Source organism: Sphingobium sp. CR28 (genome assembly GCF_052327305.1).
Taxonomy (GTDB): Bacteria; Pseudomonadota; Alphaproteobacteria; order Sphingomonadales; family Sphingomonadaceae; genus Sphingobium.
Genome location: NZ_CP182486.1, coordinates 2400559 through 2427449, shown reverse-complemented (window position 1 = coordinate 2427449; position 26891 = coordinate 2400559). Strand labels below are relative to the sequence as shown.

Genomic DNA, 26891 nt, shown 5'->3' with positions numbered 1-26891 from the left:
TCGCGCGCTTGCCGTTCCTATCTTCTGTTCTGGATTCCCGTAAAGAACAGACGTAGAACGGACGGCATGACTCTGACCCATATCCGTCAGCAGAGGTTTACCGAATGCTGACCCACATAAAGGTGCGCGGCGCGCGCGAGCACAATCTCAAGGGCGTGGACGTCGATCTGCCGCGCGATGCGCTGGTCGTCATCACCGGCCTGTCCGGCTCGGGCAAGTCGTCCCTCGCCTTCGATACCATCTATGCCGAGGGGCAGCGGCGCTATGTGGAGTCGCTCTCCGCTTATGCCCGCCAGTTCCTGGAGATGATGCAGAAGCCCGATGTCGAGCATATCGACGGGCTCTCGCCTGCGATCAGCATCGAGCAGAAGACGACCAGCCGCAATCCGCGCTCCACCGTCGCCACCGTGACCGAGATCTACGACTATATGCGCCTGCTGTGGGCGCGGGTCGGCATCCCCTATTCGCCTGCGACGGGCCTCCCCATCAGCGCGCAGACGGTCAGCCAGATGGTCGATCGCGTCCTCGCCCTGCCGGAGGGCACCCGCGCCTATCTGCTCGCGCCGGTCGTGCGCGGCCGCAAGGGCGAGTATCGCAAGGAAATTGCCGAGTGGCAGCGCGCCGGCTTCACGCGCGTGCGCATCGACGGGGAATTCTACCCCATTGAGGAAGCCCCTGCGCTCGACAAGAAGTATAAGCACGACATCGAGGTGGTGGTGGACCGCATCGCGGTGAAGCCGGACATCGCCCAGCGCCTCGCGGAAAGCTTCGAGCAGGCGCTCAAGCTCGCCGACGGCCTTGCCTATGTCGATCTGGCGGATGGCGTGGTGCCCGGCCGCGAGGAAGAAGCCGCCGATGCGGGCAAGATGAAGAACGCCGGCATCCCCGCCAACCGCATCGTCTTCTCGGAAAAATTCGCCTGCCCCGTCTCCGGCTTCACCATCGCCGAGATCGAGCCGCGCCTCTTCTCGTTCAACGCGCCGCAGGGTGCCTGCCCCGCCTGCGATGGTCTGGGCGAAAAGCTTCTGTTCGACGAGCAGTTTGTTGTTCCCAATGAGGCGCTGTCCTTAAAGAAGGGCGCGATCGTCCCCTGGGCGAAGTCCAATCCGCCTTCGCCTTATTACATGCAGGTGCTCGAGAGCCTTGCCCGCGAGTTCGGCTTCAGCCTGGAGACGCCCTGGCAGGATCTGCCCGGGGAGGTCCGCCTCGTCATTCTCCACGGCACCGGCGGCAAGCCCGTCACGCTGCGCTTCAAGGACGGGCGCAAGAGCTACGAAGTGAAGAAGGCGTTCGAGGGCGTCATCGGCAATCTCAATCGCCGCATGCTGCAGACCGAGTCCGCCTGGATGCGCGAGGAGCTGGGCAAATATCAGACCGCCCAGCCCTGCGAGACCTGCCACGGCGCCCGCCTCAAGCCGGAGGCGCTGGCGGTCAAGGTCGCCGGGGCTGACATCGCTACGCCCACCCGCATGTCCGTGGTCGATGCGCTCGGCTGGTTCGCGGCCCTGCCCGCGCAGCTGACCGATCAGCAGCAGCAGATCGCCCGCGCCATCCTCAAGGAGATCGACGAGCGCCTGGGCTTCCTCAACAATGTCGGGCTCGACTATCTCAATCTCGATCGCACCTCGGGCACGCTCTCGGGCGGCGAAAGCCAGCGCATCCGCCTCGCCTCGCAGATCGGCTCGGGCCTCTCGGGCGTGCTCTATGTGCTGGACGAGCCGAGCATCGGCCTCCACCAGCGCGACAACGACATGCTGCTCGTCACCTTGAAGCGCCTGCGCGATCTCGGCAATACCGTCATCGTCGTCGAGCATGACGAGGACGCGATCCGCGCTGCCGATTATGTCGTGGACATGGGGCCGGGCGCGGGCGTCCACGGCGGCACCATCGTTGCCCAGGGCACGCTGGCCGATGTGCTGGCGACCAAGGGCTCGCTCACGGCCGATTATTTGAACGGCACGCGGGAGATCGCCGTTCCGCCCAAGCGCCGCAAGGGATCGGGCAAGCAGCTCACGGTGCACAATGCCCGCGCGAACAACCTGAAGGGCGTCAGCGCGTCCATCCCGCTCGGCACCTTCACCTGCATCACCGGCGTCTCCGGCTCGGGCAAGTCCAGCTTCACCATAGACACGCTCTATGCCGCCAGCGCCCGCGCGCTGAACGGCGCCCGCGTCGTCGCCGGCGCGCATGATCGCATCACCGGGCTCGATCATCTCGACAAGGTGATCGACATCGACCAGTCGCCGATCGGCCGCACCCCCCGCTCCAATCCCGCCACCTATACCGGCGCCTTCACCAATATCCGCGACTGGTTCGCGGGCCTGCCGGAGGCGCAGGCGCGCGGCTACAAGCCGGGCCGCTTCTCCTTCAACGTGAAGGGCGGCCGCTGCGAGGTCTGCCAGGGCGACGGCGTCATCAAGATCGAGATGCACTTCCTGCCGGATGTGTACGTCACCTGCGAGGAGTGCCACGGCAAGCGCTACAATCGCGAGACCCTCGAAGTGAAATTCAAGGGGATGAGCATCGCGGACGTGCTGGACATGACGGTGGAAGACGCGGTCGAGTTCTTCAAGGCGGTGCCGCCGATCCGCGACAGGATGGCGATGCTCGCCGAAGTGGGCCTGGGCTATGTGAAGGTCGGCCAGCAGGCGACCACCCTCTCAGGCGGTGAAGCCCAGCGCGTAAAACTCGCCAAGGAGCTTTCCCGCCGCGCGACCGGCAACACGCTCTACATATTGGACGAGCCGACCACCGGGCTCCACTTCGAGGATGTCCGTAAGCTGCTGGAAGTGCTCCACGCCCTTGTCGAGCAGGGCAACAGCGTCGTGGTCATCGAGCATAATCTCGATGTCATCAAGACAGCGGACTACATCATCGATCTCGGGCCGGAAGGCGGCGTGAAAGGTGGCGAGATCGTCGCGACTGGCACCCCGGAGAAGGTGGTCAAGGAGCCAAGAAGCTATACGGGGCGGTATTTGAAACCGTTGCTTTCACCCCGGCAGAAGGTGGAAGCTGCGGAGTAATCCCTTCCCCCGTTCGTCCCGAGCGGAGTTCGAGCATAGTCGAGAACGAAGTCGAGGGGCGGCGAGATCGTCGCGACCGGCGCGCCGCAGCCAGTGGTGAATGAGCCGGTTAGCTATGCGGGGAGGATAAAGGGTGAATAATAGAAATATTCCAGAAGAGACTAAAAGATTAGTTAGGCAGGACTGCTTTTTTGGATGCGTCCTATGTGGCGCGCCTATTTTTGAGTACGATCACATCGAAGAATTTCATATTGTAAATAAGCACGAGATTTCTAATCTCGCACTTCTGTGCCCCAACCACCATAGAGAAAAGACATCCGGGCGACTGAGCTCGGATAGGGTCAAGAATGGACGACAAAATCCATTTAATAAAGGAAGAGAACACGCCAGTCCTTGGCATATTGAACCAGGACGAAATAGAATTGTTGAATTTGGTTCAAATATCGCCTCAGGTCTTGATGGAGATGGCGATTATCGAGTGATCTGGATAAATGGAAGAAATTATTTTGTACAACATAGCGAAAACGGATGGGTCACATTTTCGGCCGCCATCACAACTATAGACGGTGAAATATTATTACTAATTGATAGAGGGGAGCTAAAAAGTCCAGTAAATATCTGGGACATTAAATATCAAGGAACGAATTTAAAAATTCGTGTCGCACCGACAGAAATAATACTTGATATGGATTTTTCAAATGAAAAAATAAGAATAAACCATGGATTTTTTGTTGATGAACGCGACAAAAGCGGACTTTATATTAAAGATAAGAAAATTATTGCAGCATTTAAAGGAATAGAGCGGGGAACCTGTGAAGGTGGTTTTGCAATGGGAAACCAAGGAGGAGTTTTTGGTTTAGCAAGCGATCAATCTTTTATGGAAAACAGGCCGTATGGCTTTGCTTTCTTTTATGGGCCCTAATTTGTTTATATATGGCCCAGGACTTGGATTTTATGAGCATGCATTAATGGGCCCGCACCAACCCTAAGGTTGAAAATCCCTCAAAATCCCGGTCACTATAAAGCAGCGGCACCCCATCCATGATGCACCGCGTCGCAATCAGCGTATCGATAGTTTTGCGCACCGTGATGCCTCGCGCCCTTAGCGCCCGATAATTCCGCGCCGCCTGCACCGCCACCTCGCGCCCGCCAATCTCGATCACGTCCAGCGCACCCAGCATCGCCAGCGCCTGCTCGAAATCGCGATCTTTGGTGAAGCCTTGCAGCACCTCGGCCAGCATCAAGTCGCCGATCGCGACCGGCTCCCGACCCAGCAGCGCGTCGAGCCTGTCGGTCTGCGGCGATGACACGCCTCGGAAGTAATCGATCCAGACGCTGCTATCGACGAGGACCATATTGCCCCCTCACGCTCTGATCTCCGCGCACTCTGCGGCTCCGCGCGAACTGAATATATCCACGCAGAGGCGCGGAGAACGCAGAGTGTTTATTCAATCCCGCCGCATCGCGTCAAGGTCGCCCTGCCAGTCCAGCTTGCCGCGCAGCTTGCGGATGTCGCCCTGCCGGGAAAGCTGCACCAGCGCCTTCAGACCGCGCTCGACCGCCTCGCGCTTGGTCTGTGCGCCACTCGCCTTCATGGCCTCCGAGATAAGACCGTCATCAATAACGATATTGGTACGCATGATGTGTATCCTTTTGCCCCGCTTTACACATTGGTAGCGCAAGTCTCAAGTCAGATAGGTAAGCGGCAAAGGCTTGCTCCGTTGTGACAATGGCATAGACTGGTGCGATGCCCGCTAACCCTGCAGAGCCTGTCGCGGTCACTCCGGGTGTCCTCGCTAATCCGAGCCAGTCGTTGGAGCGGCAGGAAGGCGCTCTCGAAGCGCTTCTGAGGCGCCGCGTAGAGGCGGCTTTGGCCGACCCGGCGCCGACCATCCCGCAGGAGGAAGTCTTCGCCATGCTCCGGGCGCGCCATGCGTCGCCCAAATCGGGCCATAGGTTCGACGAATAAACCACCCCTGTCCTACACGCCCCATTCCATCATATCTGGTCCGTCCCCTTTCCCTTGAGGAGGACATGATGACCGTCCACAGCCCGATCGATCCCGCCGACGCTTATGAAGACGACGGCGCCTCCGCCCCCGACACTGCCCTCATCCCGGTTCCCGTCCGCTGCCGCGATGATGGCTGGACGCCGCAGCGCCAGCGCGCCTTCATCGATCATCTGGCGGAGACCGCCAATGTCACCGCCGCCGCTCGCGCGGTGGGGATGACGCCGCAGTCCGCCTGGCGCCTGCGTCGCCGTCCCGATGCCCGCGCGTTCGATGCCGCGTGGGAGGCTGCGCTGGAGCGCGGCATGGACCGGCTCGTCTCCATCGCGCTGGAGCGCGCCATTCACGGCACGGTGCGGGAGCGCTATTATCATGGCGAGCTGATCGGGGAGGAGCGCGTCCACCATAATGGCCTGCTGCTTGCCCTCATCGCGCGCGGGGACACGATGCTGCGTCATGCGCAGGCGCGCCGCACGCTGCGCGAGGACTGGGATGGCGGTCTGGATCGGCTGGAGGCCGGCGCGGCCGACCCCATCGGGTTCGCGCCCGGTCGCTATCAGGTCTGGCAGAACGGGCCGTGGCTCGTCACCGATTGCCCACCCTCGCCCGGTTTTCGCGGGGAGCAGTGGGGCCTGCCTCACACTACCAATTACTGGCGGCAACTCACCGTGGAGGAGACCGTGGCCTATCTGAACCGGACTGGCCCCTCGCAGGACGAGATGCAGCAGGCCCACGCCGTCCTCTTCGGCGTCCAGCCGCCCCGGCGGGAGCGTCGCGCCGCCGCTCGCCGCGCTGCGCGGGGGACGAGGCGCGTGTCCGGCGCGGTCTTGTGCGCAGAGGCGGAAGACAGGACCGGCTGAGCACTCCCCGACGCCGCGCTGCGCTCTCCCGCCCGCTCGATTTTTTTTGCTTCAAGAGGTGTAACTTTCAGAACCTTTCGCGTCTCCCCTCTCGCTCCCCAGCCCTTCCTATCGGGCTGTGATATCGGGTCGCTCCGCAATACGGGTCGGAGCGGGCGGCTCCGTCATGCGTTCATGGGCCAGACGATCCTTTGCACGCATGGAGCTGTTGCGGTCTCCGGTGGCTTGTCCCGCGCTGCGCTTGCCGCGTGGCGCCGCGACTTTCCCCATGACTTTCATCGCATGTTCAGGACGTCGCGCGTAAATCATTACGCAAACCCGGTTCTCTGTCAGAGCTTCTGGATCAGTCTTGGAGACGCCTTCATGTCGCGCACGTCCCTCCCCTCGCGCTCACCCGTCGCAATTGCCCGTGCACGGCCCTCATCCGTCCCGCTCGGGCGGCTCCTGCCGCTTTCCGCGCTCGCGGTGCTCGCCGTCGCGGGCCTGGCGCTTGCCTCCCCGGTGCGCGCGCAGGAGAGCAAGGCCAATCCCCGCGATCCCGTGCCCTCGGCCACGCCCGCAGGCAAGCCGACGAGTTGCCTCCTGCTGAACCGCATCCGCACGTCGGAGGTCCGGTCGGACAGCGTGATCGATTTCATCATGCGCGATGGCACGGTCTATCGGAACACCCTGCCCCTCTCCTGCCCAAACCTGGGCTTCGAGCGGCGCTTCGCCTATCGCACCTCCACGCAGCAGCTCTGCTCAGTGGACACCATTCAGGTGATCACCCTCCCCGCTCCCCTGCGCGGGCCGACCTGCGGCCTGGGCGAGTTTCAGCCGGTGAAGCTGGACAAGACGGCCAAGACCACCCGGAAGAGCAAATAGCGGTCCTGAATTGATCGCCATTTGATCGGCTGTTGGGAACTCTTGTCCCGATGACTGGTTAAGGGTGGCAAGTCATCCGTGCCCGGATGCGTGTCATTCAAATGGAAGGATCGCCCCATGTCTGTTCTTCGTACCCTCGTCTTCGGTGCGCTCGTCGGTGTTGTCGGCAAGAAGCTCTATGAGAACGGTTCGCTGGATCGTTTCGCGGAAGATGTGAAGGCGCGCTACGGCGAGGCGAAGGAGAAGGTCGAGGAGGCTCGGGCCTCGCGGACGACCGGTTCGAACGCCGCCCGCAAGGCTTCGACCCCGCGTGCGACGCGCATGTCCGAGGCTCCGTCTCCCCTGACGCCCGATCCGCTCGCGCGCACCAACTGATACACAGCTTCATGTCGTGCTCCGCCATCCCCCCCGGCGGAGCATGACATGATTGGCCGGCGTCCCGTCCTCCCCCCGCACCGTAGTTGGGACGCCGGCCACCCCCTCATTGAGGGGCAAAAGCGCGGGGCGAACGGGAGAGAGAAGATGAACCGCCAGTCCACTGTCCGCACTCTGCGTGCAACTGCCCTTCTTGCCGTCGCGGCGCTGCCGCTCGGCGCTTGCTCCGACTATATGGGCGGCGGCGGTGGCGGGCCACGCTACGCTTCGGATCGCGACGGCTACTATATGGGCGACAATGATCCCGTGTATCGCGACGATCGCGGCCGCTACTATTGCAAGCGTCGCGATGGCACCACCGGTACGATCGTCGGTGGCGCGGCAGGCGCATTGCTGGGTAACATCATCGCGCCGGGCGGCTCCAAGACGCTGGGCACGATCATTGGCGCAGCCGGTGGCGCGGTCGCCGGTCGTGAGATCGACAAGAGCCAGACGCGCTGTCGTTAGTTTCTATGCCTGATTAGCGACGCTCGATAAGTGTCGTGAGGGCTTCCACGCGCTGGCGGCGGGTCATGGCATCCGCCTCCAGTTCCGTCTCCAGCGCGTCCCGAATTCTGCAGATTTCAAGGTCGGTCAGGTGTTCTACGCCGATCAATTCATTCCGCGCACCCGCCACCGCGCGGATCAGCTCGTCCAGCTTCACCTGCATCGCGCTCGCATCGCGGTTCTGGGCGTTCTGGATGAGGAACACCATCAGGAACGTCACGATCGTCGTTCCAGTATTGATCACCAGTTGCCAAGTGTCCGACCATTGGAAGATCGGGCCGCTGACGCCCCAGATTATTATCGTGCTCAGCGCGAGGATGAAGGTGTAGGGTTGCCCCGCCAGCGTTGCCATTCCGCTTGCGATCCGGGTGAAAAGACGATCCATGCGCGCTGCTCCGTTTTGCGCCCTGTGCGCTTGCCGCCATCCCTGGTCAATCAGCTCTGTCCTACTTCAAAGCAAATGCGCTAGAGGAGCGAAATGTCTCGCTTCGTTCCCGCTTTTCTAATGTGCGTCTCTTTAGTGTTGCTTCCCGCCTGCGCAGGGGCGGAAGAGAAAGTGCGACGAGGCCTTCTCAACGCTGGCCTCTCGCAGGGCATGGCCAGTTGCATGGCAAAGCCGATGTCACGGGAGCTAAGCCTCAACCAGCTCATGAAGCTAAATTCGTTGGCCAGTGCTCGGGGCATGGACCGTAACACGAGCCTTGCCGAGTTCATGCGCCGCACGCGTGCCCTCCAAGACCCGGAGATCATGCGCGTCACCACGCGGGCCGCAGCCGATTGCTTCATTCAGCGCTTCTGACATCAGGCATTTTGCAACTTTGCAAAAGCGCTCATAGTCGCCTTGTGTTTTAGGGCCTCCACCAATTTTGCCCGGCACAGGAAGGCGCCTCCATGAACATCCATGAATATCAGGCCAAGGAACTGCTTGCGAAGTTCGGCGCGCCGATCGCTGCCGGTCACGCAGCCTTCACTGTTGAGGAAGCAGTCGAGGCGGCCAAGAAGCTCCCCGGGCCGCTCTATGTGGTGAAGTCGCAGATTCATGCCGGTGGTCGCGGCAAGGGCAAGTTCAAGGAACTTGGCCCGGATGCAAAGGGCGGTGTGCGCCTTGCCTTCAACCTCGATGAAGTGAAGGCTCACGCCACCGACATGCTCGGCAACACGCTGGTGACGATCCAGACCGGGGAAGCAGGCAAGCAGGTCAACCGTCTGTATGTGACCGACGGTGCGGACATCGCCAAGGAGTTCTACCTCGCGCTGCTTGTGGACCGCGCAACGGGTCAGGTGGCATTCGTCGTGTCGACCGAAGGCGGCATGGACATCGAGGAAGTCGCGCACTCCACGCCGGAGAAGATCAAAACCTTCTCGGTCGATCCCGCCACTGGATTTATGCCGCATCACGGCCGCACCGTCGCCGCCACGCTCGGGCTCTCGGGCGATCAGGCCAAGCAAGCCGGGAAGGTCGCCAAGTCGCTTTATGACGCCTTCCTCACCACGGATGCCTCGCAGATTGAGATCAATCCGCTCGCACTGACCGAGCAGGGCAACCTCCTCGTGCTCGACGCAAAGGTCGGCTTCGACGGCAACGCGCTTTTCCGCCACCCGGACCTGATGGCCCTGCGTGATGAAACGGAAGAAGACCCTGCAGAGCTGGAGGCGAGCAAATACGACCTCGCCTACATCAAGCTGGATGGCGACATCGGCTGCATGGTGAACGGTGCAGGCCTCGCCATGGCGACAATGGACATCATCAAGCTCAACGGCATGTTCCCGGCTAACTTCCTCGACGTGGGCGGCGGCGCCTCCAAGGAGAAGGTGACTGCGGCGTTCAAGATCATCTTGAGCGACCCAGCGGTGAAGGGGATTCTCGTCAACATCTTCGGCGGCATCATGCGTTGTGACATCATTGCCGAGGGCATCGTCGCGGCAGCCAAGGAAGTGAACCTCTCGGTGCCGCTGGTCGTGCGCCTTGAAGGCACCAACGTGGCTCAGGGCAAGGAAATCCTGGCCAACTCGGGTCTTGCCATTGTGCCTGCGGACGATCTGGGCGATGCCGCCAAGAAGATCGTGGCCGAAGTGAAAGCGTTGGCCTGAACGCGCTACGAACTTGACGTTCACGTTAACGTCAATTAGCCCAATGCTCTGTTCAGCGGAGAGAGAGCCATGAAAGTCCTCGTCCCCATCAAGCGTGTGCTTGATTATAATGTGAAGCCGCGGGTGAAGGCGGACGGGAGCGGTGTTGATCTTGCGAACGTGAAGATGAGCATGAACCCGTTCGACGAGATTGCAGTGGAGGAAGCGCTGCGCCTGAAGGAAAAGGGCGCGGCTTCCGAAGTGGTGGTGGTGTCGATTGGCCCGGCCAAGGCGCAGGATACGCTGCGCACGGGCCTGGCGATGGGCGCTGACCGGGCGATCCTCGTGCAGACCGACGATGAGATCGAGCCGCTTGGCGTGGCGAAGATCCTCAAGGCCATTGCGGATGAGGAGCAGCCGGGTCTGGTGATCCTGGGCAAGCAGGCAATCGATGACGACAGCAACCAGACCGGCCAGATGCTCGCTGCGCTGCTCGGCTGGGGCCAGGGGACCTTTGCGAACAAGGTGGAGGTCTCTGGCGACACGGTGAAGGTGACCCGCGAAGTCGACGGCGGTCTCGAAACCCTCAGCCTGAAAGCGCCGGCGATCGTGACAACGGACCTGCGTCTCAACGAACCGCGCTATGCCTCGTTGCCCAACATCATGAAGGCGAAATCCAAGCCGCTCGCGGCCAAGGCCCCTGCGGATTATGGCGTGGACATCGCGCCGCGCCTGACTACGCTCAAGGTCACTGAGCCGGCAAAGCGCTCCGCAGGCATCAAGGTGGGCAGCGTCGATGAGCTCGTCGCCAAGCTCAAGGAACTGGGAGTCGCAGCATGAAGGCGCTGGTCTGGGTCGAGCATGAGGGCGGCGCTCTCAAGGACGCCACGCTCTCTGCAGTCACTGCTGCGGGGCAGCTGGGCGATGTGCATTTGCTAGTGGCGGGTCAGGGTGTCGACGGCATCGCAGAAGCCGCTGCCAAGATCGCCGATGTCGGCAAGGTCCATGTTGCGGACAATGCAGCCTATGCGCACGCACTGGCCGAGAACATCGCGCCGCTCGTCGTGAGCCTGATGGAAAACCACGACGCGTTCGTCGCGCCAGCGACAACGACCGGAAAAAACATCGCACCGCGCGTTGCTGCTCTGCTCGACGTCATGCAGATCAGCGACATTCTTTCGGTGGAAGGACCGGACACGTTCACCCGGCCGATCTACGCTGGAAACGCGATCGCGACAGTGAAAACCAGTGACAAGAAGCTGGTGCTGACCGTGCGCGGCACCGCATTTGCCAAAGCCGCCGCGCAAGGCGGTTCCGGCACAGTCGAGGCGGTTGGCACTACCGGTGACAAGGGGCTCTCCAGCTTCGTTGGCGCTGAGATCGCGAAGTCCGAGCGCCCCGAACTCACCAGCGCGAAGGTCATCGTCTCGGGCGGACGGGCTCTCAAGGATGCCGAGACATTCGAGCAGCTCATTCCCCCGCTCGCAGACAAGCTGGGCGCCGCCATCGGCGCATCCCGCGCCGCCGTCGATGCGGGCTATGTGCCCAACGACTATCAGGTGGGCCAGACCGGCAAGATCGTCGCGCCGGAAGTCTATATCGCGGTCGGCATCTCCGGCGCCATTCAACATCTGGCGGGCATGAAGGACTCCAAGACCATCATCGCGATCAACAAGGACGAGGACGCCCCCATCTTCCAGATTGCGGACTTCGGCCTCGTCGCGGACCTCTTCACGGCCGTCCCGGAACTCACCGGGAAACTCTGATGGCCTGACCCTAAAAGAACCGTCGCGCAGCGCGCGCGGCGGTTTCTTTCGGAATGGCATCCGGCGGGCCATCACCCGCCCTAATTACCGCTTCAGCAAATCGGCCGGGATCACCGCATCGCTCAGTACATGCTCCATGCGCTTCCATCGAGTCGTCGCATCAGGCCCGGCAGCATCGACATAGGCCTGGACCATATCCTTCCCTAGGCCATAGTTGATCACATAGCTGCGATAATGGTCAGTAAATCCCACTGACTGTTCGGCCCGCTGAGGAGAGAGCAGCAGATATTTCTGGCTGAGTTCAACGGCCTTCGCGCGATTTATCTCTCCATCAAGATACATGCGCGCGATGGTCAGGCGAGCGCCAGTTAGGGCTTCGGTTGCTTGCTGGACCTTCCAGTAAGTTTCAGCGGTCTTGGGATCGAGCCCTGCCAGCGGATAGAGGACATCCCGCTCGAACGCGAGCCGTTCCGGCCCCGGAAAGGCGAGATCGATACCGAAATTGGCCGAGCCTTCAGAAATCAGGCTTTGCGGCGAATAAAGCGGGTTCACCTCATATTCGCGCCAGCCCTTGCCGCGCGCCAGCTTGCTTTCGATCATGAGGTTGAGGACATGGTGGCCCGGATAGCCCTCATGACAGCCAAGATCGACCGCGCGGCTGATGCGGATAGGAAGATCGGTGTTGACCTGAATGAGGCTGTGATAATTACCCTTGTAGTAATTATAGCCCGACCAAGGCTTGCCGGTCACAAACTCCAGCTTGAAGCTTTCCTCCTTGGGCAAGGTGAAATGCTTCATGGTGCGTTTGCGGCACTCCGCGATCGCCGCGTCGAATACCCGCTGCAGCCGCTCTTTCGGGATCGCATAGCGCTCATTGAAGGCATCGACCCGGGCAGGGAGAGCGCCGGTTCCCGGCACCAGATCATTCAGACCCGCGAGAATCGCGTCATAATGAGAAAGCGGCTTGAGCTGCGGTTTCACACCGAAAAGCCCCTGCGCTTCGTCATCGAAGGAGAAGCCCTGCCCGCCGATCATCGCTAGGCGTGTTGCAGCAGCCTGATAGAAATCCCGTAAAGCCCGGGCGCGCACGAGATCATCCGGATCAGTCAGGCCGGGGATGACTTCGCGGTCAAGCCGCACAACGGCAGCTTTGGCCGCCGTCTCCAGATCGGCGCGGGAACGCGGCTTGGCCTCAGCCTTCGCCTTGAGGTCTGCGGGGCCATAATAGGCGTCTACATATTCCGCTTCATGAGTCCCTGCCTCGAGCGTGATCGGCACGAAAGCAGCAGCCAATTCTACCAGCCCTGCATGTGCTGCGGAATCCTGCCCAACCGGGGCGGACGAATTGTCCGACGAGGACGACGGCTTGCCATTGCAAGCGGGAAGCGCCGCAGCCAGCGCGACGAGGCTTATCAGTCGAAGCGGGTTCATCACTCCGATAGAGCATGGCGCGATCCCCAAGTCGAGGGGACCGCGCCTGCCCGGCTTTATCAGCCCTTCATATCTTCCAGTTCGATGCCACGCGTCTCGTGGATGAACTTCTGCACAAGGAAGAAGCTGATCGCCGCGCACACACCGTAGAAGGTGTAGCTGGCGGCCAGACCCCAGCTGGATGCCATAACAGGGAAGGTCTGCGCGATGAGATAATTGGCGAACCACTGGGCGAAACCGCACACTGCCAGCGCCGAACCGCGAATCTGGTTCGGGAACATCTCACCCAGCATAACCCACATCACAGGGCCCCAGCTGATGTTGAAGAAGATGACGTAGAGATTGGCCGCGATCACCGCGATGATACCCAGCTCCTGAGAAAGTACCAGCTTGCCGCTGGCATCGAGCGAGCCGTGGCTGAACGCATAGACCATGATGAACAGAGCCACTGCCATGCCCGCCGAACCAATGAGCAGCAGGGGCTTACGGCCGATCTTGTCCACCAGCGCGATCGTCACGAAGCAGGCAGCGATTGAAACCGCGCCAGACACGATATTGATAAGCAACGAGTCGTTCTCGGTGAAACCGGCCAGCTGCCAGAGAGTCGATCCATAGTAGAAGATCACGTTGATACCGACGAGTTGCTGGAACACCGCAAGCACGAGCCCGGCCCACACTACGGGACGGATGCCCAGAAAACCGTTAGACGACAGTACATCCGCCAGGCGAGGCCGGTGATCGGCCGAGAAACTGGCACGAATTTCCTCGATCTTGGTCTTGGCCACCGCTGCGCCAAAGATGCTGGTCAGCACGTCAGTCGCCTGCTCCAGGCGGCCCTTGGCCACGAGAAAACGCGGGCTCTCAGGGATGAAGAACAGGGCGATGAGGAAGACGGCCGCCGGGATCGCCTGCATCAGGTACATCCAGCGCCACGCTTCAAGGCCGCCCCAGAACGGGCTGGTCGAGCTGCCGGCAGCCGCTGACAAATAATAATTGACCACGAACGCGGCAGTGAGGCCGGAGATAATCATGATTTGCTGGACGGTCGTCATCCGACCACGGATGTTCGCCGGGGCGACCTCGGAGATATAGGCCGGTGACAGAACCGATGCCGCACCGACGGCGATTCCTCCGCAAATCCGGGCGATGACGAAAATCGTGTGATCGTGCGCGAAACCCTGAACCAGTGCGCCCGCGAGGAAGAGGACAGCGGCCAGACGCATCACATTGCGCCGCCCCATCGAGTCAGCCAGCGTGCCGGCAAAAAATGCGCCGAAGATACAACCGATGAGCAGTGAGCCGACCGTGAAGCCGAGCCCGGCCTCATCCAGCCCAAACGCTGCAGTCAATCCCGGCTGAGTGCCGTTCACCGCGCCGCTATCGTATCCGAAAAGCAGACCGCCGATGGTCGCGACCGCGACGATGGCGGAAACGAGCGCGATGTTGACTTGCGCGCCCTGCCCCTTGTCCTGCATGCCCCTACTCCGTTTGCTTGCCAGCCGTTGCCGTACTGCGGCGGCAATTTATGGTAGCGCTACCTATGCTTGCTTGGTTCAAACATGCAAGCAGCGATTGCGCGAAGCCATATCTGCCTAAACATAAGCATTCCACAAGAGCGATTGACCTTCATGCCGCACGCATGGCAAGCGGGCGGGACGCGGGTGTAGCTCAATGGTAGAGCAGCAGCTTCCCAAGCTGACGACGGGGGTTCGATTCCCCTCACCCGCTCCAATCCCTCTTAGCAAATTGTTCGCGAGGACGGCGTGATACCCGACCGCCTATCGGGTTTGACCGTTTAGCACACGGAACGCTTCAGCGCATCATCCGCCAGATCGCGACGGGGAGCGTGTAACCCATAGAAAACGCAGCGCCTGTAGGCCGGCGGCGACCGTCATGCCCAATGCCGCTGCCCAAGCCAGTCCTGCCGAACCCCAGCCCCATTGCCAGAACAGCAAGCCCGCAATCGCCATCACCACGAAGAACCCGACAATGCCGTTTATACCTCCCGCAACCTGATCTCCCAGTGAGCGGAGTGCGGAAAGGAATATCGCTTGCAAGCCGTCAAGCAAGATGAAGGGAGCCAGAATGGCGACCATGATTGCAGCTTCCCGAGCAACCGTTTGGTCACTGGTCAACATGTCCACAATCGGACCGCTTGCCAGAATATAGACTGCGACAAGTCCGCCCATAATCACAATGGATAGCGCACAGGCGATAAACGTGCGCGGTCGCACAGTCTGCAGTTCTGCGGCACCCACGGCGTTGCCTACACGCACACCGGCGGCCGAACCCAGGCCAAGCGCAAGGGCGTAGCCGATATTGTGAAGCGAGAGCATGACTTGGAAGCCCCCCGCCGTCGCCGCCCCCATGCGCGTCGAGAGAATCATGAGCCAGGAGAAGCCCACGACTTCCATGCCAGCGGCAAAGCCCGGCACGGCACCGAAGCGAAGAAGCGCAGGCAAGCCGCGGGCCGCGTCAATCCACGCGGCAAGATCTCGCCCGCGCAAGGTTCGCGCCGATGCGTCCGGTAAAGTCCAGCACATCACCGCCATCGCGATCGCCCCTCCGATACTGGTGAGAGCGGTCGCCAGCGCGGCTCCCACTGCTCCGAGCGCGGGAGAGCCGAAGTGCCCGAGCGCCAGAGCCCAGGCCAACACGGCGTTGACAGGCAGCATGACAAGATTGACCAGAAGCACCCGACGGGGCTGACTGACGCCTTCCAGAAAGAACGACAGCGCGATCGTGACGGTCTGCCCTGGCAGGCCAAGCATCATCGCGCGCAAAACATCGGCGCCCGGACCAACGAGCGCCGGCGCGACACCTGTATGCTTCAGTAGCGAATCTGCGAAAATCGCTGTGACGATGGCCGTGGGAATGCCGAGGAGCAGGCCGAGCAGCAACGCTTCACGCCAAAGACCGCCGGTTCGCGGGAGATCGCCGGCTCCATCAGCGCGGGACGTGTAAACGACGACGCCGGTCATCCCTCCCAAGAGTAACACGATGGCCACGAAGAAGACCACGCGACCCGCCGCAAGCGCGCCGAGCTCACTGGTGCCGGCAATGCCGACCACGAGCACATCGACCATATGCATGATCGTCCAGTTGAGGCTCGTGAGGATGATCGGCCAGGCAAGAGTCGCGATGCGCCGCGCCTCTACCCAGTGGCTGCCCCACACATTCTTTTCAGACGCGCTCATCCGACGCGGATAGGCGAGAAACGCCGGCTTACGCCACGATTTTCCACGTCTTCAACGGAATGTTCGAGAATGGTTGCATGGCCATGCACCCTTTGCTAAAGGCCGCCCCCTACCCGAGGAGCCGGCTCCGGCTCACCTCCCTGATGTGCGGTCGTGGCGGAACTGGTAGACGCGCAACGTTGAGGTCGTTGTGGGCGAAAGCCCGTGGAAGTTCGAGTCTTCTCGACCGCACCATTCAGTCCTAAGTTACTCTGGACATTCGATAATCTCCCGAGTGCCGTGCAGAACGGCGCAGTTCCGCGCCATATGTGGGGCGATGGCACTACCCTGCGGTTGGGATTGTCTCCCAGGGTGAGATTTGCCTCTCGGATCCGGGCTCCGTCTCACGGGACTAAAAAAGTGACTGCAGGTCCGGCTAGTTGCTCGGGCACCCGAACGAGAGCGGGCGCCTGATCGGCGCCCGCTTCGTGTCTCACCTCTCGCTGGCTTGCTAACCGAACCCAAGCGCGGATCGCTGCGCATCCCATGCGAGCGGAAGGTCGATCCGGGTGAGCGCCTTAGCAGTGAGCGTTGCAGGCTGACGCCCTTCGAGGATCGCGGTGACGATATCGGGCGCCATGCAGGCCAGCACGGCAAGCTTACCCAGCCGGGTGCGGCAGCGCTTGTTGGCAATGCCGATGGCGTTGAGTGATTGAGTCGGGTTAGCCACGATGAGCTGGCGCGCCTCATGGGCTTCAGCGATCAAGGCAATGAGCTACCTGATCCGATGAACTGGGCCTTTGTTCGCGCCAAACAGGTACGGAGCTCGGGACGAGTCTGGCTGATTATCTAGCGGCGCATCCGCCCCGGGACGAATCATTCCCGGCGGACGCCGCACTTGTTACGGGTGATCGGCGCAATGAGCGCGTCTCTTCGCGGCGCGGGCGCCAATGGGAAACATCTAGAAATCTTGCCGTTGCCGGCAGTACCTCCAATATGCCGACCGTCATCCACTGGAAAATAGGCAATCATGAGTGTCGCCTTTAGACGGGAAAGCGATGAGGAGCATCTCGAACCCAAATTTGAGATTCCCCTTCCGCCTGGTCCAAATCTGGTCACCACCCGAGGTCTTGAGATCATTCACACCAAGGTGAGGGACCTGGAAGCGTTGGTTCCGACCTTGTCAGAGGGACAACAGCGCGACCTGGCGAAGCGTGAACTGCGCTATTGGCACACGCGCCAGGCGACCGCCCAGCTGGCGCCTGAGCCGAAAGGCGAAGTCGTGGAATTCGGGTGCACCGTCACCTTTCGCATGAATGGCAAGCAGCAGCGCCTGACAATCGTCGGGGATGACGAAGCTGATCCGGCAGGCGGCCTGATTTCGTTCTCAGCTCCCCTCGCGCGTGCCATGATGCAAGCCGAGCCTGAAGAGCTTTTGCCCTTTGGCGGAAAAGCGGACGCTATTGAGATCGTCGCGATCGAGGTCGATCGCTAGTTTCTCGTATGCGGAATACGCACGCAAGGATTGCAAGCAGATCTTGCACAAATGCCGCCCGTTCTCACCCGGCTAGGCGGTCCGGCGAAGCTATCATCATTTTCTCAAACGCGTCTGGAAGTTCATGAAGCATTTCCGCGCCAGTATATGCCTGCAACGGGAGTGGCGCCGTTCCGATCGCCAGACCTAGAAGCTCTGCGATCCCGTAGATGATGCGTAAACTTCCATATCTTTCAAACAACGCCAACATCGGGGTGCAGTGAGCCTGCAGTCGCGCAGTCTCGTCGATATCTCCTCCCATAGCAGCGCGTGCCAGGCGGATCGCAGGCTCAGGCAGGATGCCAGCAATGACGCTGTGCCATGCGTCGGCTCCCGCCAGACAGGCTGGCGCTGCGCACCAGTCGCCGCTGTAACCGATTTTGAAACTCTCGGGCGCCCGCGCTCGAAGCTGCTGGATCTCCCCCGCGTAGTTGTGGTCATGCAGAGGCGGCATCTTTACTGCCGCGATCCCCGACATATGCGCCAGCTCGACGATCAGATCATGTGAGAACTCGAAATTTGTCGTGCCGGGGTTGTTGTAGATGCAAAGCGGCAGACCGGTGGCAGCAGTAACTGTTTTGAAGTGGTCCGAGACCTCTCGGTCGGACAGCTTCGCATAAGACATTGGCGCTAGCAGAAGCCCGCTGGCGCCACACGCTCAGCAGCAACCGCAAGTTCGCGCGACCAGCTGGTTCTTAGCGCCCCTATACCTGCCACCACCGGAACACGGCCAGCTGCCGCCTCCACAGCTGCTGCGACGGCTCGGTTCCGTTGGTCCCGATCCAGATAGGCGTAAGTCCCTGTGCTGCCTAAGAAGCTGACCGAATCCACACCTGCATTCGCAAGTCGGTCCACGAGAACGCCAAGCGCATGCGTATCGACCACGCCCTCCTCGTTAGCGGGGGTCGGCGGAAATGCCGATAAGCCAGTGAATATCGTCATGCGCGATTGTCCGATTGATTGGCAGCCAGCGGAATCTGCAGCCCGGCGGGGGCGAAAACAAGAGAATGCATCTCTGCACCTCTCCTAATAACATGATCGTGACAAAATCGAACGATTACACCCATATAAAGATATCTTTATATCATGATTGACAGCGGTCCCGTGATGGTGTTGAAGCGAACCGTCGAGGTTCCCTGCCTCAGGCGTGACGGCGGGGCTAAGACGGGAAGCCGGTGGTGCCCTTCTGGGTAGAATCCGGCGCTGCCCCCGCAACTGTAAGCGGTGAGTGGCGGTTCCATTTTGTGTCACTGAGCCTCCGCAAGAGGCTCGGGAAGGCCGGAACCCTGCGATGACCCGTGAGCCAGGAGACCTGCCTCCGGCGCTATAACGTTCCTCGGACGGGGGTTCCTCCGGTGGATCGCGCTTGAAGCAAGGCGCGCGGTTGAGCGACGTCCAGACTGCTAATATCGCGCGCTCTTCCTCAGGCCCTCCCGCCCGGCAAAAGCAGGTGGTCGATCATGAGCAAAAGCCCATTCACATTCTCCATAAAGAGCGTCGCATTCGACGAGGATTACCGTCCCGCCGACAACACGCGCATCACTACCAACTTCGCCAATCTGGCACGGGGAGAGAGCCGCCAGGAGAACTTGCGCAACACCCTGCGCATGATCGACAACCGCTTCAATTCGCTGGCGCATTGGGACAACCCCAAGGGCGATCGCTATTCTGTCGAGCTCACGATCATCACTGCCGAGATGAGCATCGCTCCAGATGCGAATGACGAGGTGTTCCCGCTGATCGAGATCCTTCAGACGACGATCGTCGATAAGAAGACAGGCGAGCGCATCGACGGGATAGTCGGCAACAACCTCTCATCCTACGTCCGCGACTACGACTTCAGCGTCGTCCTGCCCGAGCACATGAAAGCGCATCCCAAAGCCGAGGCGCCGCAAGATTTCGGCGACCTGCATGGCACTTTGTTCAAGCACTTCCTGAATTCGAGCGCTTACCGCGACAATTTCCGTAAACCGCCGGTCATCTGCCTCAGCGTGTCGACCAGCAAGACCTATCGTCGCACCACCAACGAACACCCCGTGCTGGGTGTCGAATATCGGAACGATGAGTTCTCCGCGACCGACGGATATTTCGCCAAGATGGGCATGAAGGTGCGCTATTTCATGCCGCCCAACAGCGTCGCGCCTTATGCTTTCTACCATATTGGCGACCTGCTTGGCGATTACACCAGCCTCGAGTTGGTGAGCACGATCAGCGTGATGGAAACGTTCCAGAAGATTTACCGCCCGGAAATCTACAACGCCAATTCGGCGGCCGCGGACCACTACCAACCGAGCCTGAAGTATCAGGACTATTCGCTGACCCGGATTGTTTATGACCGGGAAGAGCGCAGCCGACTGGCGGTCGAGCAAGGCAAGTTTGCCGAGGAGCGCTTCATCAAGCCCTACAGAGCCGTGCTCCAGCAATGGCTGGACAGCTTCGCCGCCTGATCCTCCGATAAAATTCAAGGTTACCTATCATGAAGACATTATTGCCCACGTCGACTGCCGGCAGCCTGCCCAAGCCAAACTGGCTCGCGAAGCCGGAGACGCTCTGGTCGCCCTGGAAACTGGAAGGCGAAGAACTGGTTTCGGGCAAGCACGACGCCCTGCGTCTGGCTGTCGAAGATCAGCGGCAGGCTGGCATCACGATCGTCGGCGATGGCGAGCAGACACGCCAGCATTTCGTCACAACGTTCATCGAGCATCTGAGCGGCGTCGACTTCGAGAAGCGCGAGACGGTCAGAATTCGCAATCGCTATGATGCGAGCGTGCCGACAGTGGTCGGCGCCGTGTCGCGCCCGAAATCTGTGTTCGTCGAAGATGCGAAACATTTGCGCGCGCAAACCGACCAGCCGATCAAGTGGACGCTGCCCGGCCCGATGACGATGATCGATACGCTGTACGACGCACACTATAAGAGCCGCGAGAAGCTGGCTTGGGAGTTCGCCCAAATCCTCAATCAGGAAGCCAGGGAGCTCGAAGCCGCAGGTGTGGATATCATTCAGTTCGATGAGCCGGCATTCAATGTCTTCTTCGACGAAGCGAACGACTGGGGGATCGCCACGCTGGAGAAGGCGGCCGAAGGACTGAAGTCCGAGACGGCGGTCCACATCTGCTACGGCTACGGCATCAAGGCCAATACGGACTGGAAGAAGACCCTGGGAGCCGAATGGCGGCAGTATGAGGAAACCTTTCCCAACCTCCAGAAGTCGAAGATCGATATTATTTCGCTGGAGTGCCACCATTCACACGTCCCAATGGATCTTATCGACCTTATTCGGGGCAAGAAGGTGATGGTCGGCGCGATCGACGTGGCATCCGACATCGTCGAGACCCCGGAGGAAGTCGCAGATACACTGCGCAAAGCGCTTCAGTTCGTGGATGCCGACAAGCTCTATCCATCGACCAACTGCGGCATGGCCCCCCTCTCCCGCCGCGTGGCGAGAGGCAAGCTGAATGCCTTAGGTGCAGGCGCGGAGATTGTTCGGCAGGAGCTGTCGCGGTGACAGCTGGGAGTTTCAGATGCGACGATAGCGATCGGCAAGAGTGTGCATCGCTAAGGCGATTGAGCTACCGAATGATATCCTTCTTCATCGCTTAAGCCCTGCACGATCCCTTCGCCTCCACGCGAGCGACGTGCTACCTAACCCACATATAGTTGCAATATCTAAGGCAGGCATTAGGCGATTGAGCAGAGCGACGCTCAGAAAGACGCGGGGGCGGTTTTGAGAGCCTGCCAGCGACCCCCCCGCGATTTAACACTACTTGCTAGTCGAAACTAAGCCCCGGCGTGCCCGACCTCTAAAGACCCCGTCGATGCAGACCGGATATCGGCGCCAAAGCTCTGCTCCGATAGCTGATATTCGCCGGAGAGCCTCTTGCGGATACGAGTGTGAATGAGCCAATGCTCCAAGATCCGGCCGAGAACCCACAAAGCGAAGAAAATGCTCATGAACACATAGGCTGTGGTCATCGACGGCTTGCGATTCCGCTTGCCGATTTCTTCGCCCTTTTTGCCGCCCTTGTCAGCCTTGGGCTTCTCAGGCTCCGGCGCGCCGAGTATCTTGTCGATCGTGTTCATGGGCACGTCCTCAGGCTTCACCTTCGATCTTTTCTTTGCCGCTTCTTCTTTGGCTTTGGCCAGTTCGGGCGGATTGCGCCAGGTATCTACGGCCACGCCAATATGGCCAACCGTGAGAAAGAATAGCGGCGCAAGAAAGCAGGCGAGCAGCGCGCGGCTGGTCATATCATAGCGCAGCACGCCATTAGCGACAGTCCAGCTACCCCGGTCGAAGATCGACATCTTGTCCTGAGGGTGCTGAGGACCTTTGGCGAAGGACAGCGTGTCACCCGACATCGAATATGTGGTGTTCTTTTCCTTCAGCAGATCGTCAAGCTTGCCGAAAGCGTCCGAAGCAGAGTCCGAGGGATCGACCGGGACAGTGCCCCTCACCCGCCAGATCCAATCGATGAAAGGTAGCTTCACTATATTCTCCTCTGGAAAAGGCTGGGCCTCCAGGGTGGGCTAAACGATGACCCGGACCCGTTTGACACACCAGATCCGGGTATCGCTGTCTTTCCTAGCTCCGGCGAATATTCACTCCGCAGGGACGGCGACCATCGGCCGGCGGCGGGCGAGCTTCTCGCGAAGCAGCTTGTAAGGCTCGGTGAAGGTGTAGTGCATGGTCTCCCAGATCGTCATGCGGCGTCCACCTTCCTGACCCAGAAGCTCTGCCTCGCCGTCACGGCACGTGCCGTGCATGCGATCGATGAAGATCCAGGTGCCCGAATAGTTGCTGCGGGTGCTCTCATAGTCCTGAGCGTGGTGCAGGCTGTGATGCTCAGTGGTGTTGAAGATCTTGAACCACCACCGCGGCGTGTTGAAGCGGATGTTGCAGTGCTGGTAGCTGCCAACCGCAAGACCAAAAGCACCTGCGAGGAGGACGGCGCGCGGCAGGAAGTCGAACAGTCCGCTGACACCCAGACCGATCAGGAAGATCTCGACCGGATTACCGATGCTGCCCTTCTGCACGTTAAGCTGCGTGATGAAGTGATGCGGCGCATGGGCGACCCAGAGCGGATACCAGTTATGCATGAAGCGATGCATCCAATACTGGAAGTAATCGCGGACGAACGAGAGCAGGAACGCCTGAAGCAGCAGCGGCATCGCCATGAACCAGGCGATCTTGCCGAAGTCGAACGTGTCCTGGAACCAGCTAATGATCGCTTCGCTGTTGATCGGGCCGAAAACGACCCGAACCACCATCATGCCCATGGCGACATAGAAGGTGTCACATGCCAGCTCTTTCCATGTGTGCTGCCAGCTCTTGTAGCGGGGGCTGATCCATTCCATCCCCAACATCATGAACTTGACGCCAAGGCCGATCCACAATGTGACCGACGGTTTAATCCATGCTGCCGGTGCATAATAATAGAACGCGATTACCGCGATCAGGAAGGCAGGCTGAAAATGGGTGAAGAACGCCCGCTTGAAGGGACCACCCTCCACACGACCTAAATTCTCCAGCCCCATCGTTACAGGGGCGCTCACCATGTAGGAGGGTTTCTCGACCGCAACCGTTCCACTCATAGGGATATCTCTCGGTTAGATTTTCGTGCCCGATGCTTTTAACACCTGCTTGTTAGTAACTTAGACGGGCGTTCAGAGCGTTACGTCGTTCGACGTAGGGCTTTGCGCCGCCTTCGCGCCGGGCAGTTCGCTCAGGTAAAAGGGTGGATTTGAAGCGTCGCGCTGCGGTGGCCGGACGAACGGCTCTTGCGCCACGGCGGTGACGAGGCCATCTGCGAATTTGTGGTCGTTGCTCAAGTGATAGACAAAAACGAACGCCCGTTGAGCGAAGCGGAAAGACGCCTCGCACGGCAAATGTTCGGCGCGGCGCTGGATCTCGACCCTATCCGCATTCACCGGCGAAAATGGTGGCCTCTGCAACCGCGAAACGTGACGATGGCGCCCCGTGGCCATATCCACTTCCATCCTGCCGGAAGCGGCTATTGCGAATGCTTCGGCTCGGGAACGCTGGGGCAACAGGGTCACCTCATTCACGAGCTTGTTCATGTATGGCAGCATCAGCAGGGCGTTAACCTGCTCCTCCGACGGCATCCCTTTTGCAGCTATAGTTACACCGTCCGGCCGGGATGGTCGCTCGCCCGCTATGGCATCGAGCAACAAGCGGAGATCGTCCGCCATGTCTTCCTGATGAGACATGGCGCCATCGTGCCGGGGGCGCCGCCACTCGCGACTCTGGAAAGCATTCTGCCTTTTTGAGGTGGCGCGGAAGTTGCCAAAGTTGGCACTACGTCCCGTCAACTTCCGGTCAATCAAAGCTGCGCCGGGCCGCGCGCGCGTCGCTCCGCATGAAGGAGGAAGGGGAAGAGCAGGAACACGTCACGGACACATGATGGCATGCGCTCGAGACTGTAGGACAGCCCCTTCTGGAAGCCGCCGAGCCGAGTTCCGTTACTCCACCGTCACCGATTTAGCGAGATTGCGCGGCTGGTCCACGTCCGTGCCCTTCAGCACTGCGACATGATAAGCGAGGAGTTGCACGGGGACCGCGTAGACAATCGGAGCGATCAGTGGATGGACCTGCGGCAGCGCCAGCGTCGCCACGCACCCTTCGCCCGCCTGCGCAATGCCAGCCTCGTCGGAGATCAACACGACCTTTCCGCCGCGTGCCTGCACTTCCTGCATGTTGGACACGGTCTTCTCGAACAGCGGGCCGGAGGGCGCAATGACGATGACCGGCACGGCTTCGTCGATCAGCGCAATAGGGCCGTGCTTCATTTCGCCGGCCGCGTAACCCTCGGCGTGGATGTAGCTGATTTCCTTGAGTTTCAATGCGCCTTCCAGCGCAAGCGGATAATCGGTGCCACGCCCCAGATAGAGCACGTCGCGCGCCGGCACGATGAGCGGCGCCAGCGCCTCTATTGCCTCGTCCTGGAGAAGCGCCTGATTGATCGCGGCAGGTGCTTCTGAAAGATGCTCGACGATCGCCTTTTCTTCCGCAGGGGTAAGCCGCCCTTTGGCTTGCGCGAAATTGGCGGCAAGCGCAGCCAGCACCGCGAGCTGGCAGGTAAACGCCTTGGTCGAGGCAACCCCGATTTCCGGCCCGGCATGCGTGGGAAGGAGCAAGTCTGCCTCCCGCGCCATCGAACTGGTGGGAACGTTCACGACGACAGCGATCTTCTGACCCTCGGCTCTGGCATGGCGCAGAGCCGCCAGCGTGTCCGCCGTCTCGCCAGACTGCGAGATGAAGAGCGCCAGACCGCCCGCCTCCATCACGGGTTCGCGATATCGAAACTCCGAAGCGAAATCGAGATCGACCGGCACCCGGGCAAACTGCTCGAACCAGTATTTGGCCACCATGCCGGCATAATAGCTCGTGCCGCATGCCACGATGGAGACACGGCTGATCGTCGAGAGGTCGAAGTCCGGGATGGGAAGAGAGAGCTTGTCGTCGATCCGGCGCAGATAGCTTTTGAGCGTTTGGGCGACGACCACCGGTTGCTCGTAAATCTCCTTCTGCATGAAATGGCGATGATTGCCCTTGTCGATCATCGCGCCGGAGACGCCCGAGAGCGTGACCGGACGCTCGACCGGATTATTCCCGACATCGAAAACCTGAGCGCCTTGGCGCGTGATGACCACCCAGTCGCCTTCTTCGAGATAGGCGATCTTCTGGGTCAGCGGCGCCAGCGCCAGTGCGTCGGACCCGAGATACGTTTCGTTGTCACCATGCCCGACCACGAGAGGCGAACCCAGCCGCGCACCGATCAGCAGATCGGGATACTGGCGGAACAATATGGCAAGCGCGAAAGCGCCATGAAGGCGCGGCAAAACCTGCCGCACAGCGTCCTGCGGACTCGCTCCCGCTTCGACCAGTTCGCTCACCAGATGCGCGACAACTTCAGTATCGGTCTCGCTATTGAACACGCGGCCACGCGCAATCAGCTCATCCCGCAGGGCTTTGAAGTTCTCGATAATGCCGTTGTGGACGACCGCCACTTCGTCTGTCGCATGGGGGTGCGCATTGTTGGTGGTGGGCGCGCCGTGGGTTGCCCAGCGCGTGTGGGCAATACCGGTCGTGCCTTCTATCGGCTCCGCCGCCAGCACTTTCGCCAGATTGATCAGCTTGCCTTCCGCGCGCCGCCGTTCGATCCGTCCGTTAAAGTCGGTCGCGATACCAGCGGAATCATAGCCCCGATATTCCAGCCGCCGTAGACCATCGAGCAGGCGATCCGCGACGGGCTGCGATCCAACGATGCCGATAATGCCACACATGCTGATTCAGTCTTTCGCTGGAGGAGATGGAATGAGACTTGCGACATATTGCCTTGATATGGTCGAAGCAATCGCACCGCACGACGCTTGATCTCAGGAGCGCGCGGGAACGAGGGTGATCATCCAGAAATCCGGCGGCGTGAAGAAGCGGATCGGAAGGCGGCTCGTTCCAAGTCCACCACTGGCGATGAGAAAGGCGTTCGGGCCAAGCTGGTAGCGGCCGCAATAAAGGTGAGGCGCAATATGCGTCGCGGAGGCGACCGGCCGGCCGAACAGACGCACCTGCCCGCAATGCGTGTGGCCAGTGAGCAGGAGTTCCGGCTTTTTCTGCAGACGGGTGAGAAGATCGGGGCTGTGAGTGAGCAGGACACGGGGAGCCTGAACCCTATCGAACCGCTCGATCAGTCCTCCAACGCTGCCGCCACGTGCGCCTCTGCTGTAGGGGCTTGCTCCCCCGACCATAAGGCCGGAGACATCCGCGATCTCGTTCTCCAGCACATGAATGCCCGAGCTTTCCAAAGCCCTGATGACGCGCCGTGCAACGCGCATTGTCACATTGTCGTGATTGCCCAGCACGGCATAAACGCCCAGCGGGGCGCGCAAGCCAGCCAGGGGCGCGACAGCCTCAGCTTCAGTTGGCGCGCGCGTGAACAGCTTGTCTTCGCCAATATAGTCGCCCGCCAGCAGAATAAGGTCGGGCCGCTGCGCATTCACGATTCGCACGATGCGCGCCAGCCGCTCGGGTGGCATATCGGGGTAAGACATGTGACTGTCACTGACGAGGGCAATGCGAACGGGACCGCTCAGCCCACGCATCGACAAAACGGTGCGATGAATTACGGGATCGGCCAGGCCCTGCGCATAGCCCCAAGCGAAAAGGCCCACGACAAGCAGCATGGCTGCGAGGCACAAAGACGCAAACCAAAGAAAGCGGCAG

At 60.6% G+C, this 26891-nt stretch carries 25 protein-coding genes, 2 tRNA genes, 1 pseudogene and 1 riboswitch; of the genes and pseudogenes, 16 read left to right on the top strand and 12 right to left on the bottom strand.

Annotated features, from left to right (window positions below; all coding sequences use genetic code 11):
- The first annotated feature begins 104 nt into the window (after positions 1-104).
- A complete protein-coding gene (gene uvrA / locus ACNAOH_RS11660; RefSeq protein ID WP_443970342.1) occupies positions 105-3023 on the top strand; it encodes an excinuclease ABC subunit UvrA in 2919 nt (972 codons plus the stop codon).
- A 133-nt stretch (positions 3024-3156) separates the two neighbouring features.
- Positions 3157-3945, top strand: coding sequence for an HNH endonuclease signature motif containing protein (locus tag ACNAOH_RS11655; RefSeq protein WP_443970341.1), 789 nt, complete (start codon positions 3157-3159; stop codon positions 3943-3945).
- 43 nt (positions 3946-3988) lie between these two features.
- Here ACNAOH_RS11655 and vapC read toward each other — a convergent pair whose 3' ends face one another.
- Entirely contained in the window at positions 3989-4378 is a 390-nt protein-coding gene (gene vapC, locus ACNAOH_RS11650) for a type II toxin-antitoxin system VapC family toxin (protein WP_443970340.1), read from the bottom strand.
- A gap of 93 nt (positions 4379-4471) precedes the next feature.
- On the bottom strand, positions 4472-4663 hold the full coding sequence (locus ACNAOH_RS11645; protein WP_443970339.1) for a type II toxin-antitoxin system VapB family antitoxin: 192 nt from the start codon (positions 4661-4663) through the stop codon (positions 4472-4474).
- Between the two features lie 107 nt (positions 4664-4770).
- Here ACNAOH_RS11645 and ACNAOH_RS11640 point away from each other — a divergent pair, with 107 nt between their 5' ends.
- From ACNAOH_RS11640 to ACNAOH_RS11620, 5 genes are all read left to right on the top strand, one after another.
- Positions 4771-4992, top strand: coding sequence for an antitoxin PaaA2 family protein (locus ACNAOH_RS11640; protein ID WP_443970338.1), 222 nt, complete (start codon positions 4771-4773; stop codon positions 4990-4992).
- Positions 4993-5057: 65 nt separating this feature from the next.
- The gene (locus ACNAOH_RS11635; RefSeq protein ID WP_443970337.1) at positions 5058-5891 is read left to right on the top strand and encodes a hypothetical protein; all 834 of its coding nucleotides are present in this window, start codon (positions 5058-5060) and stop codon (positions 5889-5891) included.
- Between the two features lie 363 nt (positions 5892-6254).
- Positions 6255-6755, top strand: a complete 501-nt coding sequence (locus tag ACNAOH_RS11630) for a hypothetical protein (RefSeq protein WP_443970336.1) — start codon at positions 6255-6257, stop codon at positions 6753-6755.
- A gap of 117 nt (positions 6756-6872) precedes the next feature.
- Positions 6873-7130: a hypothetical protein gene (locus ACNAOH_RS11625; RefSeq protein WP_443970335.1), complete on the top strand. Its 258-nt coding sequence runs from the start codon at positions 6873-6875 to the stop codon at positions 7128-7130.
- 147 nt (positions 7131-7277) lie between these two features.
- Entirely contained in the window at positions 7278-7637 is a 360-nt protein-coding gene (locus ACNAOH_RS11620) for a glycine zipper 2TM domain-containing protein (RefSeq protein WP_443970334.1), read from the top strand.
- Positions 7638-7650: 13 nt separating this feature from the next.
- Here the strand turns inward: ACNAOH_RS11620 and ACNAOH_RS11615 are convergent, their stop codons facing one another.
- A complete protein-coding gene (locus ACNAOH_RS11615; RefSeq protein ID WP_443970333.1) occupies positions 7651-8061 on the bottom strand; it encodes a low affinity iron permease family protein in 411 nt (136 codons plus the stop codon).
- Between the two features lie 506 nt (positions 8062-8567).
- Here ACNAOH_RS11615 and sucC point away from each other — a divergent pair.
- The 3 genes from sucC (at position 8568) to ACNAOH_RS11600 (ending at position 11512) form a co-directional block, all read left to right on the top strand.
- Positions 8568-9767, top strand: coding sequence for an ADP-forming succinate--CoA ligase subunit beta (gene sucC / locus ACNAOH_RS11610; protein ID WP_443970332.1), 1200 nt, complete (start codon positions 8568-8570; stop codon positions 9765-9767).
- Positions 9768-9836: 69 nt separating this feature from the next.
- Positions 9837-10586 carry an electron transfer flavoprotein subunit beta/FixA family protein gene (locus tag ACNAOH_RS11605; RefSeq protein WP_443970331.1) on the top strand — a complete coding sequence of 250 codons (750 nt, stop codon included), beginning with the start codon at positions 9837-9839 and terminating at the stop codon, positions 10584-10586.
- Positions 10583-11512 carry an electron transfer flavoprotein subunit alpha/FixB family protein gene (locus ACNAOH_RS11600; RefSeq protein WP_443970330.1) on the top strand — a complete coding sequence of 310 codons (930 nt, stop codon included), beginning with the start codon at positions 10583-10585 and terminating at the stop codon, positions 11510-11512. The genes ACNAOH_RS11605 and ACNAOH_RS11600 overlap by 4 nt, the downstream gene beginning before the upstream one ends.
- Before the next feature lie 84 nt (positions 11513-11596).
- Here the strand turns inward: ACNAOH_RS11600 and ACNAOH_RS11595 are convergent, their stop codons facing one another.
- Together ACNAOH_RS11595 and ACNAOH_RS11590 are read right to left on the bottom strand one after the other, a co-directional pair.
- The gene (locus ACNAOH_RS11595) at positions 11597-12943 is read right to left on the bottom strand and encodes a hypothetical protein (RefSeq protein ID WP_443970329.1); all 1347 of its coding nucleotides are present in this window, start codon (positions 12941-12943) and stop codon (positions 11597-11599) included.
- Between the two features lie 59 nt (positions 12944-13002).
- Positions 13003-14418: a sugar porter family MFS transporter gene (locus ACNAOH_RS11590; protein ID WP_443970328.1), complete on the bottom strand. Its 1416-nt coding sequence runs from the start codon at positions 14416-14418 to the stop codon at positions 13003-13005.
- Between the two features lie 182 nt (positions 14419-14600).
- On the opposite strand from ACNAOH_RS11590, the gene ACNAOH_RS11585 reads away from it, so the two are divergent.
- Positions 14601-14674: transfer RNA gene (locus ACNAOH_RS11585), tRNA-Gly, on the top strand.
- An 89-nt stretch (positions 14675-14763) separates the two neighbouring features.
- Here the strand turns inward: ACNAOH_RS11585 and ACNAOH_RS11580 are convergent.
- Positions 14764-16140 (bottom strand): MATE family efflux transporter, encoded by a 1377-nt coding sequence (locus ACNAOH_RS11580; RefSeq protein WP_443970327.1) that lies wholly within the window; start codon positions 16138-16140, stop codon positions 14764-14766.
- Between the two features lie 147 nt (positions 16141-16287).
- Here ACNAOH_RS11580 and ACNAOH_RS11575 point away from each other — a divergent pair.
- Positions 16288-16374 (top strand) — tRNA-Leu (locus ACNAOH_RS11575).
- A 256-nt stretch (positions 16375-16630) separates the two neighbouring features.
- On the opposite strand, the gene ACNAOH_RS11570 is transcribed toward ACNAOH_RS11575, so the two are convergent.
- A complete protein-coding gene (locus ACNAOH_RS11570; RefSeq protein WP_443970326.1) occupies positions 16631-16885 on the bottom strand; it encodes a hypothetical protein in 255 nt (84 codons plus the stop codon).
- A gap of 264 nt (positions 16886-17149) precedes the next feature.
- Between ACNAOH_RS11570 and ACNAOH_RS11565 the strand changes: the two genes are divergently transcribed.
- Positions 17150-17614 carry a GreA/GreB family elongation factor gene (locus ACNAOH_RS11565; RefSeq protein WP_443970325.1) on the top strand — a complete coding sequence of 155 codons (465 nt, stop codon included), beginning with the start codon at positions 17150-17152 and terminating at the stop codon, positions 17612-17614.
- Positions 17615-17678: 64 nt separating this feature from the next.
- Here ACNAOH_RS11565 and ACNAOH_RS11560 read toward each other — a convergent pair.
- Positions 17679-18595: pseudogene (locus tag ACNAOH_RS11560) on the bottom strand (dihydrodipicolinate synthase family protein).
- 170 nt (positions 18596-18765) lie between these two features.
- Positions 18766-18987, top strand: a riboswitch (cobalamin riboswitch).
- 126 nt (positions 18988-19113) lie between these two features.
- Between ACNAOH_RS11560 and ACNAOH_RS11555 the strand changes: the two are divergent.
- Both ACNAOH_RS11555 and ACNAOH_RS11550 read left to right on the top strand, forming a co-directional pair.
- Positions 19114-20100 carry a DUF1852 domain-containing protein gene (locus tag ACNAOH_RS11555; RefSeq protein WP_443970324.1) on the top strand — a complete coding sequence of 329 codons (987 nt, stop codon included), beginning with the start codon at positions 19114-19116 and terminating at the stop codon, positions 20098-20100.
- Between the two features lie 29 nt (positions 20101-20129).
- On the top strand, positions 20130-21158 hold the full coding sequence (locus tag ACNAOH_RS11550) for a methionine synthase (protein WP_443970323.1): 1029 nt from the start codon (positions 20130-20132) through the stop codon (positions 21156-21158).
- 272 nt (positions 21159-21430) lie between these two features.
- On the opposite strand, the gene ACNAOH_RS11545 is transcribed toward ACNAOH_RS11550, so the two are convergent.
- Together ACNAOH_RS11545 and ACNAOH_RS11540 are read right to left on the bottom strand one after the other, a co-directional pair.
- On the bottom strand, positions 21431-22138 hold the full coding sequence (locus ACNAOH_RS11545) for a hypothetical protein (RefSeq protein WP_443970322.1): 708 nt from the start codon (positions 22136-22138) through the stop codon (positions 21431-21433).
- A 111-nt stretch (positions 22139-22249) separates the two neighbouring features.
- Positions 22250-23242 (bottom strand): sterol desaturase family protein, encoded by a 993-nt coding sequence (locus ACNAOH_RS11540; protein ID WP_443970321.1) that lies wholly within the window; start codon positions 23240-23242, stop codon positions 22250-22252.
- Between the two features lie 294 nt (positions 23243-23536).
- Between ACNAOH_RS11540 and ACNAOH_RS11535 the strand changes: the two genes are divergently transcribed.
- Entirely contained in the window at positions 23537-23938 is a 402-nt protein-coding gene (locus ACNAOH_RS11535) for a vgr related protein (protein WP_443972123.1), read from the top strand.
- Positions 23939-24130: 192 nt separating this feature from the next.
- Here the strand turns inward: ACNAOH_RS11535 and glmS are convergent, their stop codons facing one another.
- Together glmS and ACNAOH_RS11525 are read right to left on the bottom strand one after the other, a co-directional pair.
- Positions 24131-25954 (bottom strand): glutamine--fructose-6-phosphate transaminase (isomerizing), encoded by a 1824-nt coding sequence (gene glmS / locus ACNAOH_RS11530; RefSeq protein WP_443970320.1) that lies wholly within the window; start codon positions 25952-25954, stop codon positions 24131-24133.
- Positions 25955-26047: 93 nt separating this feature from the next.
- The gene (locus ACNAOH_RS11525; RefSeq protein ID WP_443970319.1) at positions 26048-26851 is read right to left on the bottom strand and encodes a metallophosphoesterase; all 804 of its coding nucleotides are present in this window, start codon (positions 26849-26851) and stop codon (positions 26048-26050) included.
- Positions 26852-26891: the final 40 nt, after the last annotated feature.

Excerpts from the sequence above, each read along its gene's own strand:
- uvrA (WP_443970342.1), top strand. The coding sequence starts at position 105 with ATGCTGACCCACATAAAGGTGCGCGGCGCGCGCGAGCACAATCTCAAG.
- vapC (WP_443970340.1), bottom strand. The coding sequence starts at position 4,378 with ATGGTCCTCGTCGATAGCAGCGTCTGGATCGATTACTTCCGAGGCGTG.
- ACNAOH_RS11645 (WP_443970339.1), bottom strand. The coding sequence starts at position 4,663 with ATGCGTACCAATATCGTTATTGATGACGGTCTTATCTCGGAGGCCATG.
- ACNAOH_RS11640 (WP_443970338.1), top strand. The coding sequence starts at position 4,771 with ATGCCCGCTAACCCTGCAGAGCCTGTCGCGGTCACTCCGGGTGTCCTC.
- ACNAOH_RS11635 (WP_443970337.1), top strand. The coding sequence starts at position 5,058 with ATGATGACCGTCCACAGCCCGATCGATCCCGCCGACGCTTATGAAGAC.
- ACNAOH_RS11630 (WP_443970336.1), top strand. The coding sequence starts at position 6,255 with ATGTCGCGCACGTCCCTCCCCTCGCGCTCACCCGTCGCAATTGCCCGT.
- ACNAOH_RS11625 (WP_443970335.1), top strand. The coding sequence starts at position 6,873 with ATGTCTGTTCTTCGTACCCTCGTCTTCGGTGCGCTCGTCGGTGTTGTC.
- ACNAOH_RS11620 (WP_443970334.1), top strand. The coding sequence starts at position 7,278 with ATGAACCGCCAGTCCACTGTCCGCACTCTGCGTGCAACTGCCCTTCTT.
- ACNAOH_RS11615 (WP_443970333.1), bottom strand. The coding sequence starts at position 8,061 with ATGGATCGTCTTTTCACCCGGATCGCAAGCGGAATGGCAACGCTGGCG.
- sucC (WP_443970332.1), top strand. The coding sequence starts at position 8,568 with ATGAACATCCATGAATATCAGGCCAAGGAACTGCTTGCGAAGTTCGGC.
- ACNAOH_RS11605 (WP_443970331.1), top strand. The coding sequence starts at position 9,837 with ATGAAAGTCCTCGTCCCCATCAAGCGTGTGCTTGATTATAATGTGAAG.
- ACNAOH_RS11600 (WP_443970330.1), top strand. The coding sequence starts at position 10,583 with ATGAAGGCGCTGGTCTGGGTCGAGCATGAGGGCGGCGCTCTCAAGGAC.
- ACNAOH_RS11595 (WP_443970329.1), bottom strand. The coding sequence starts at position 12,943 with ATGAACCCGCTTCGACTGATAAGCCTCGTCGCGCTGGCTGCGGCGCTT.
- ACNAOH_RS11590 (WP_443970328.1), bottom strand. The coding sequence starts at position 14,418 with ATGCAGGACAAGGGGCAGGGCGCGCAAGTCAACATCGCGCTCGTTTCC.
- ACNAOH_RS11580 (WP_443970327.1), bottom strand. The coding sequence starts at position 16,140 with ATGAGCGCGTCTGAAAAGAATGTGTGGGGCAGCCACTGGGTAGAGGCG.
- ACNAOH_RS11565 (WP_443970325.1), top strand. The coding sequence starts at position 17,150 with ATGAGTGTCGCCTTTAGACGGGAAAGCGATGAGGAGCATCTCGAACCC.
- ACNAOH_RS11555 (WP_443970324.1), top strand. The coding sequence starts at position 19,114 with ATGAGCAAAAGCCCATTCACATTCTCCATAAAGAGCGTCGCATTCGAC.
- ACNAOH_RS11550 (WP_443970323.1), top strand. The coding sequence starts at position 20,130 with ATGAAGACATTATTGCCCACGTCGACTGCCGGCAGCCTGCCCAAGCCA.
- ACNAOH_RS11540 (WP_443970321.1), bottom strand. The coding sequence starts at position 23,242 with ATGAGTGGAACGGTTGCGGTCGAGAAACCCTCCTACATGGTGAGCGCC.
- ACNAOH_RS11535 (WP_443972123.1), top strand. The coding sequence starts at position 23,537 with ATGTTCGGCGCGGCGCTGGATCTCGACCCTATCCGCATTCACCGGCGA.
- glmS (WP_443970320.1), bottom strand. The coding sequence starts at position 25,954 with ATGTGTGGCATTATCGGCATCGTTGGATCGCAGCCCGTCGCGGATCGC.
- ACNAOH_RS11525 (WP_443970319.1), bottom strand. The coding sequence starts at position 26,851 with ATGCTGCTTGTCGTGGGCCTTTTCGCTTGGGGCTATGCGCAGGGCCTG.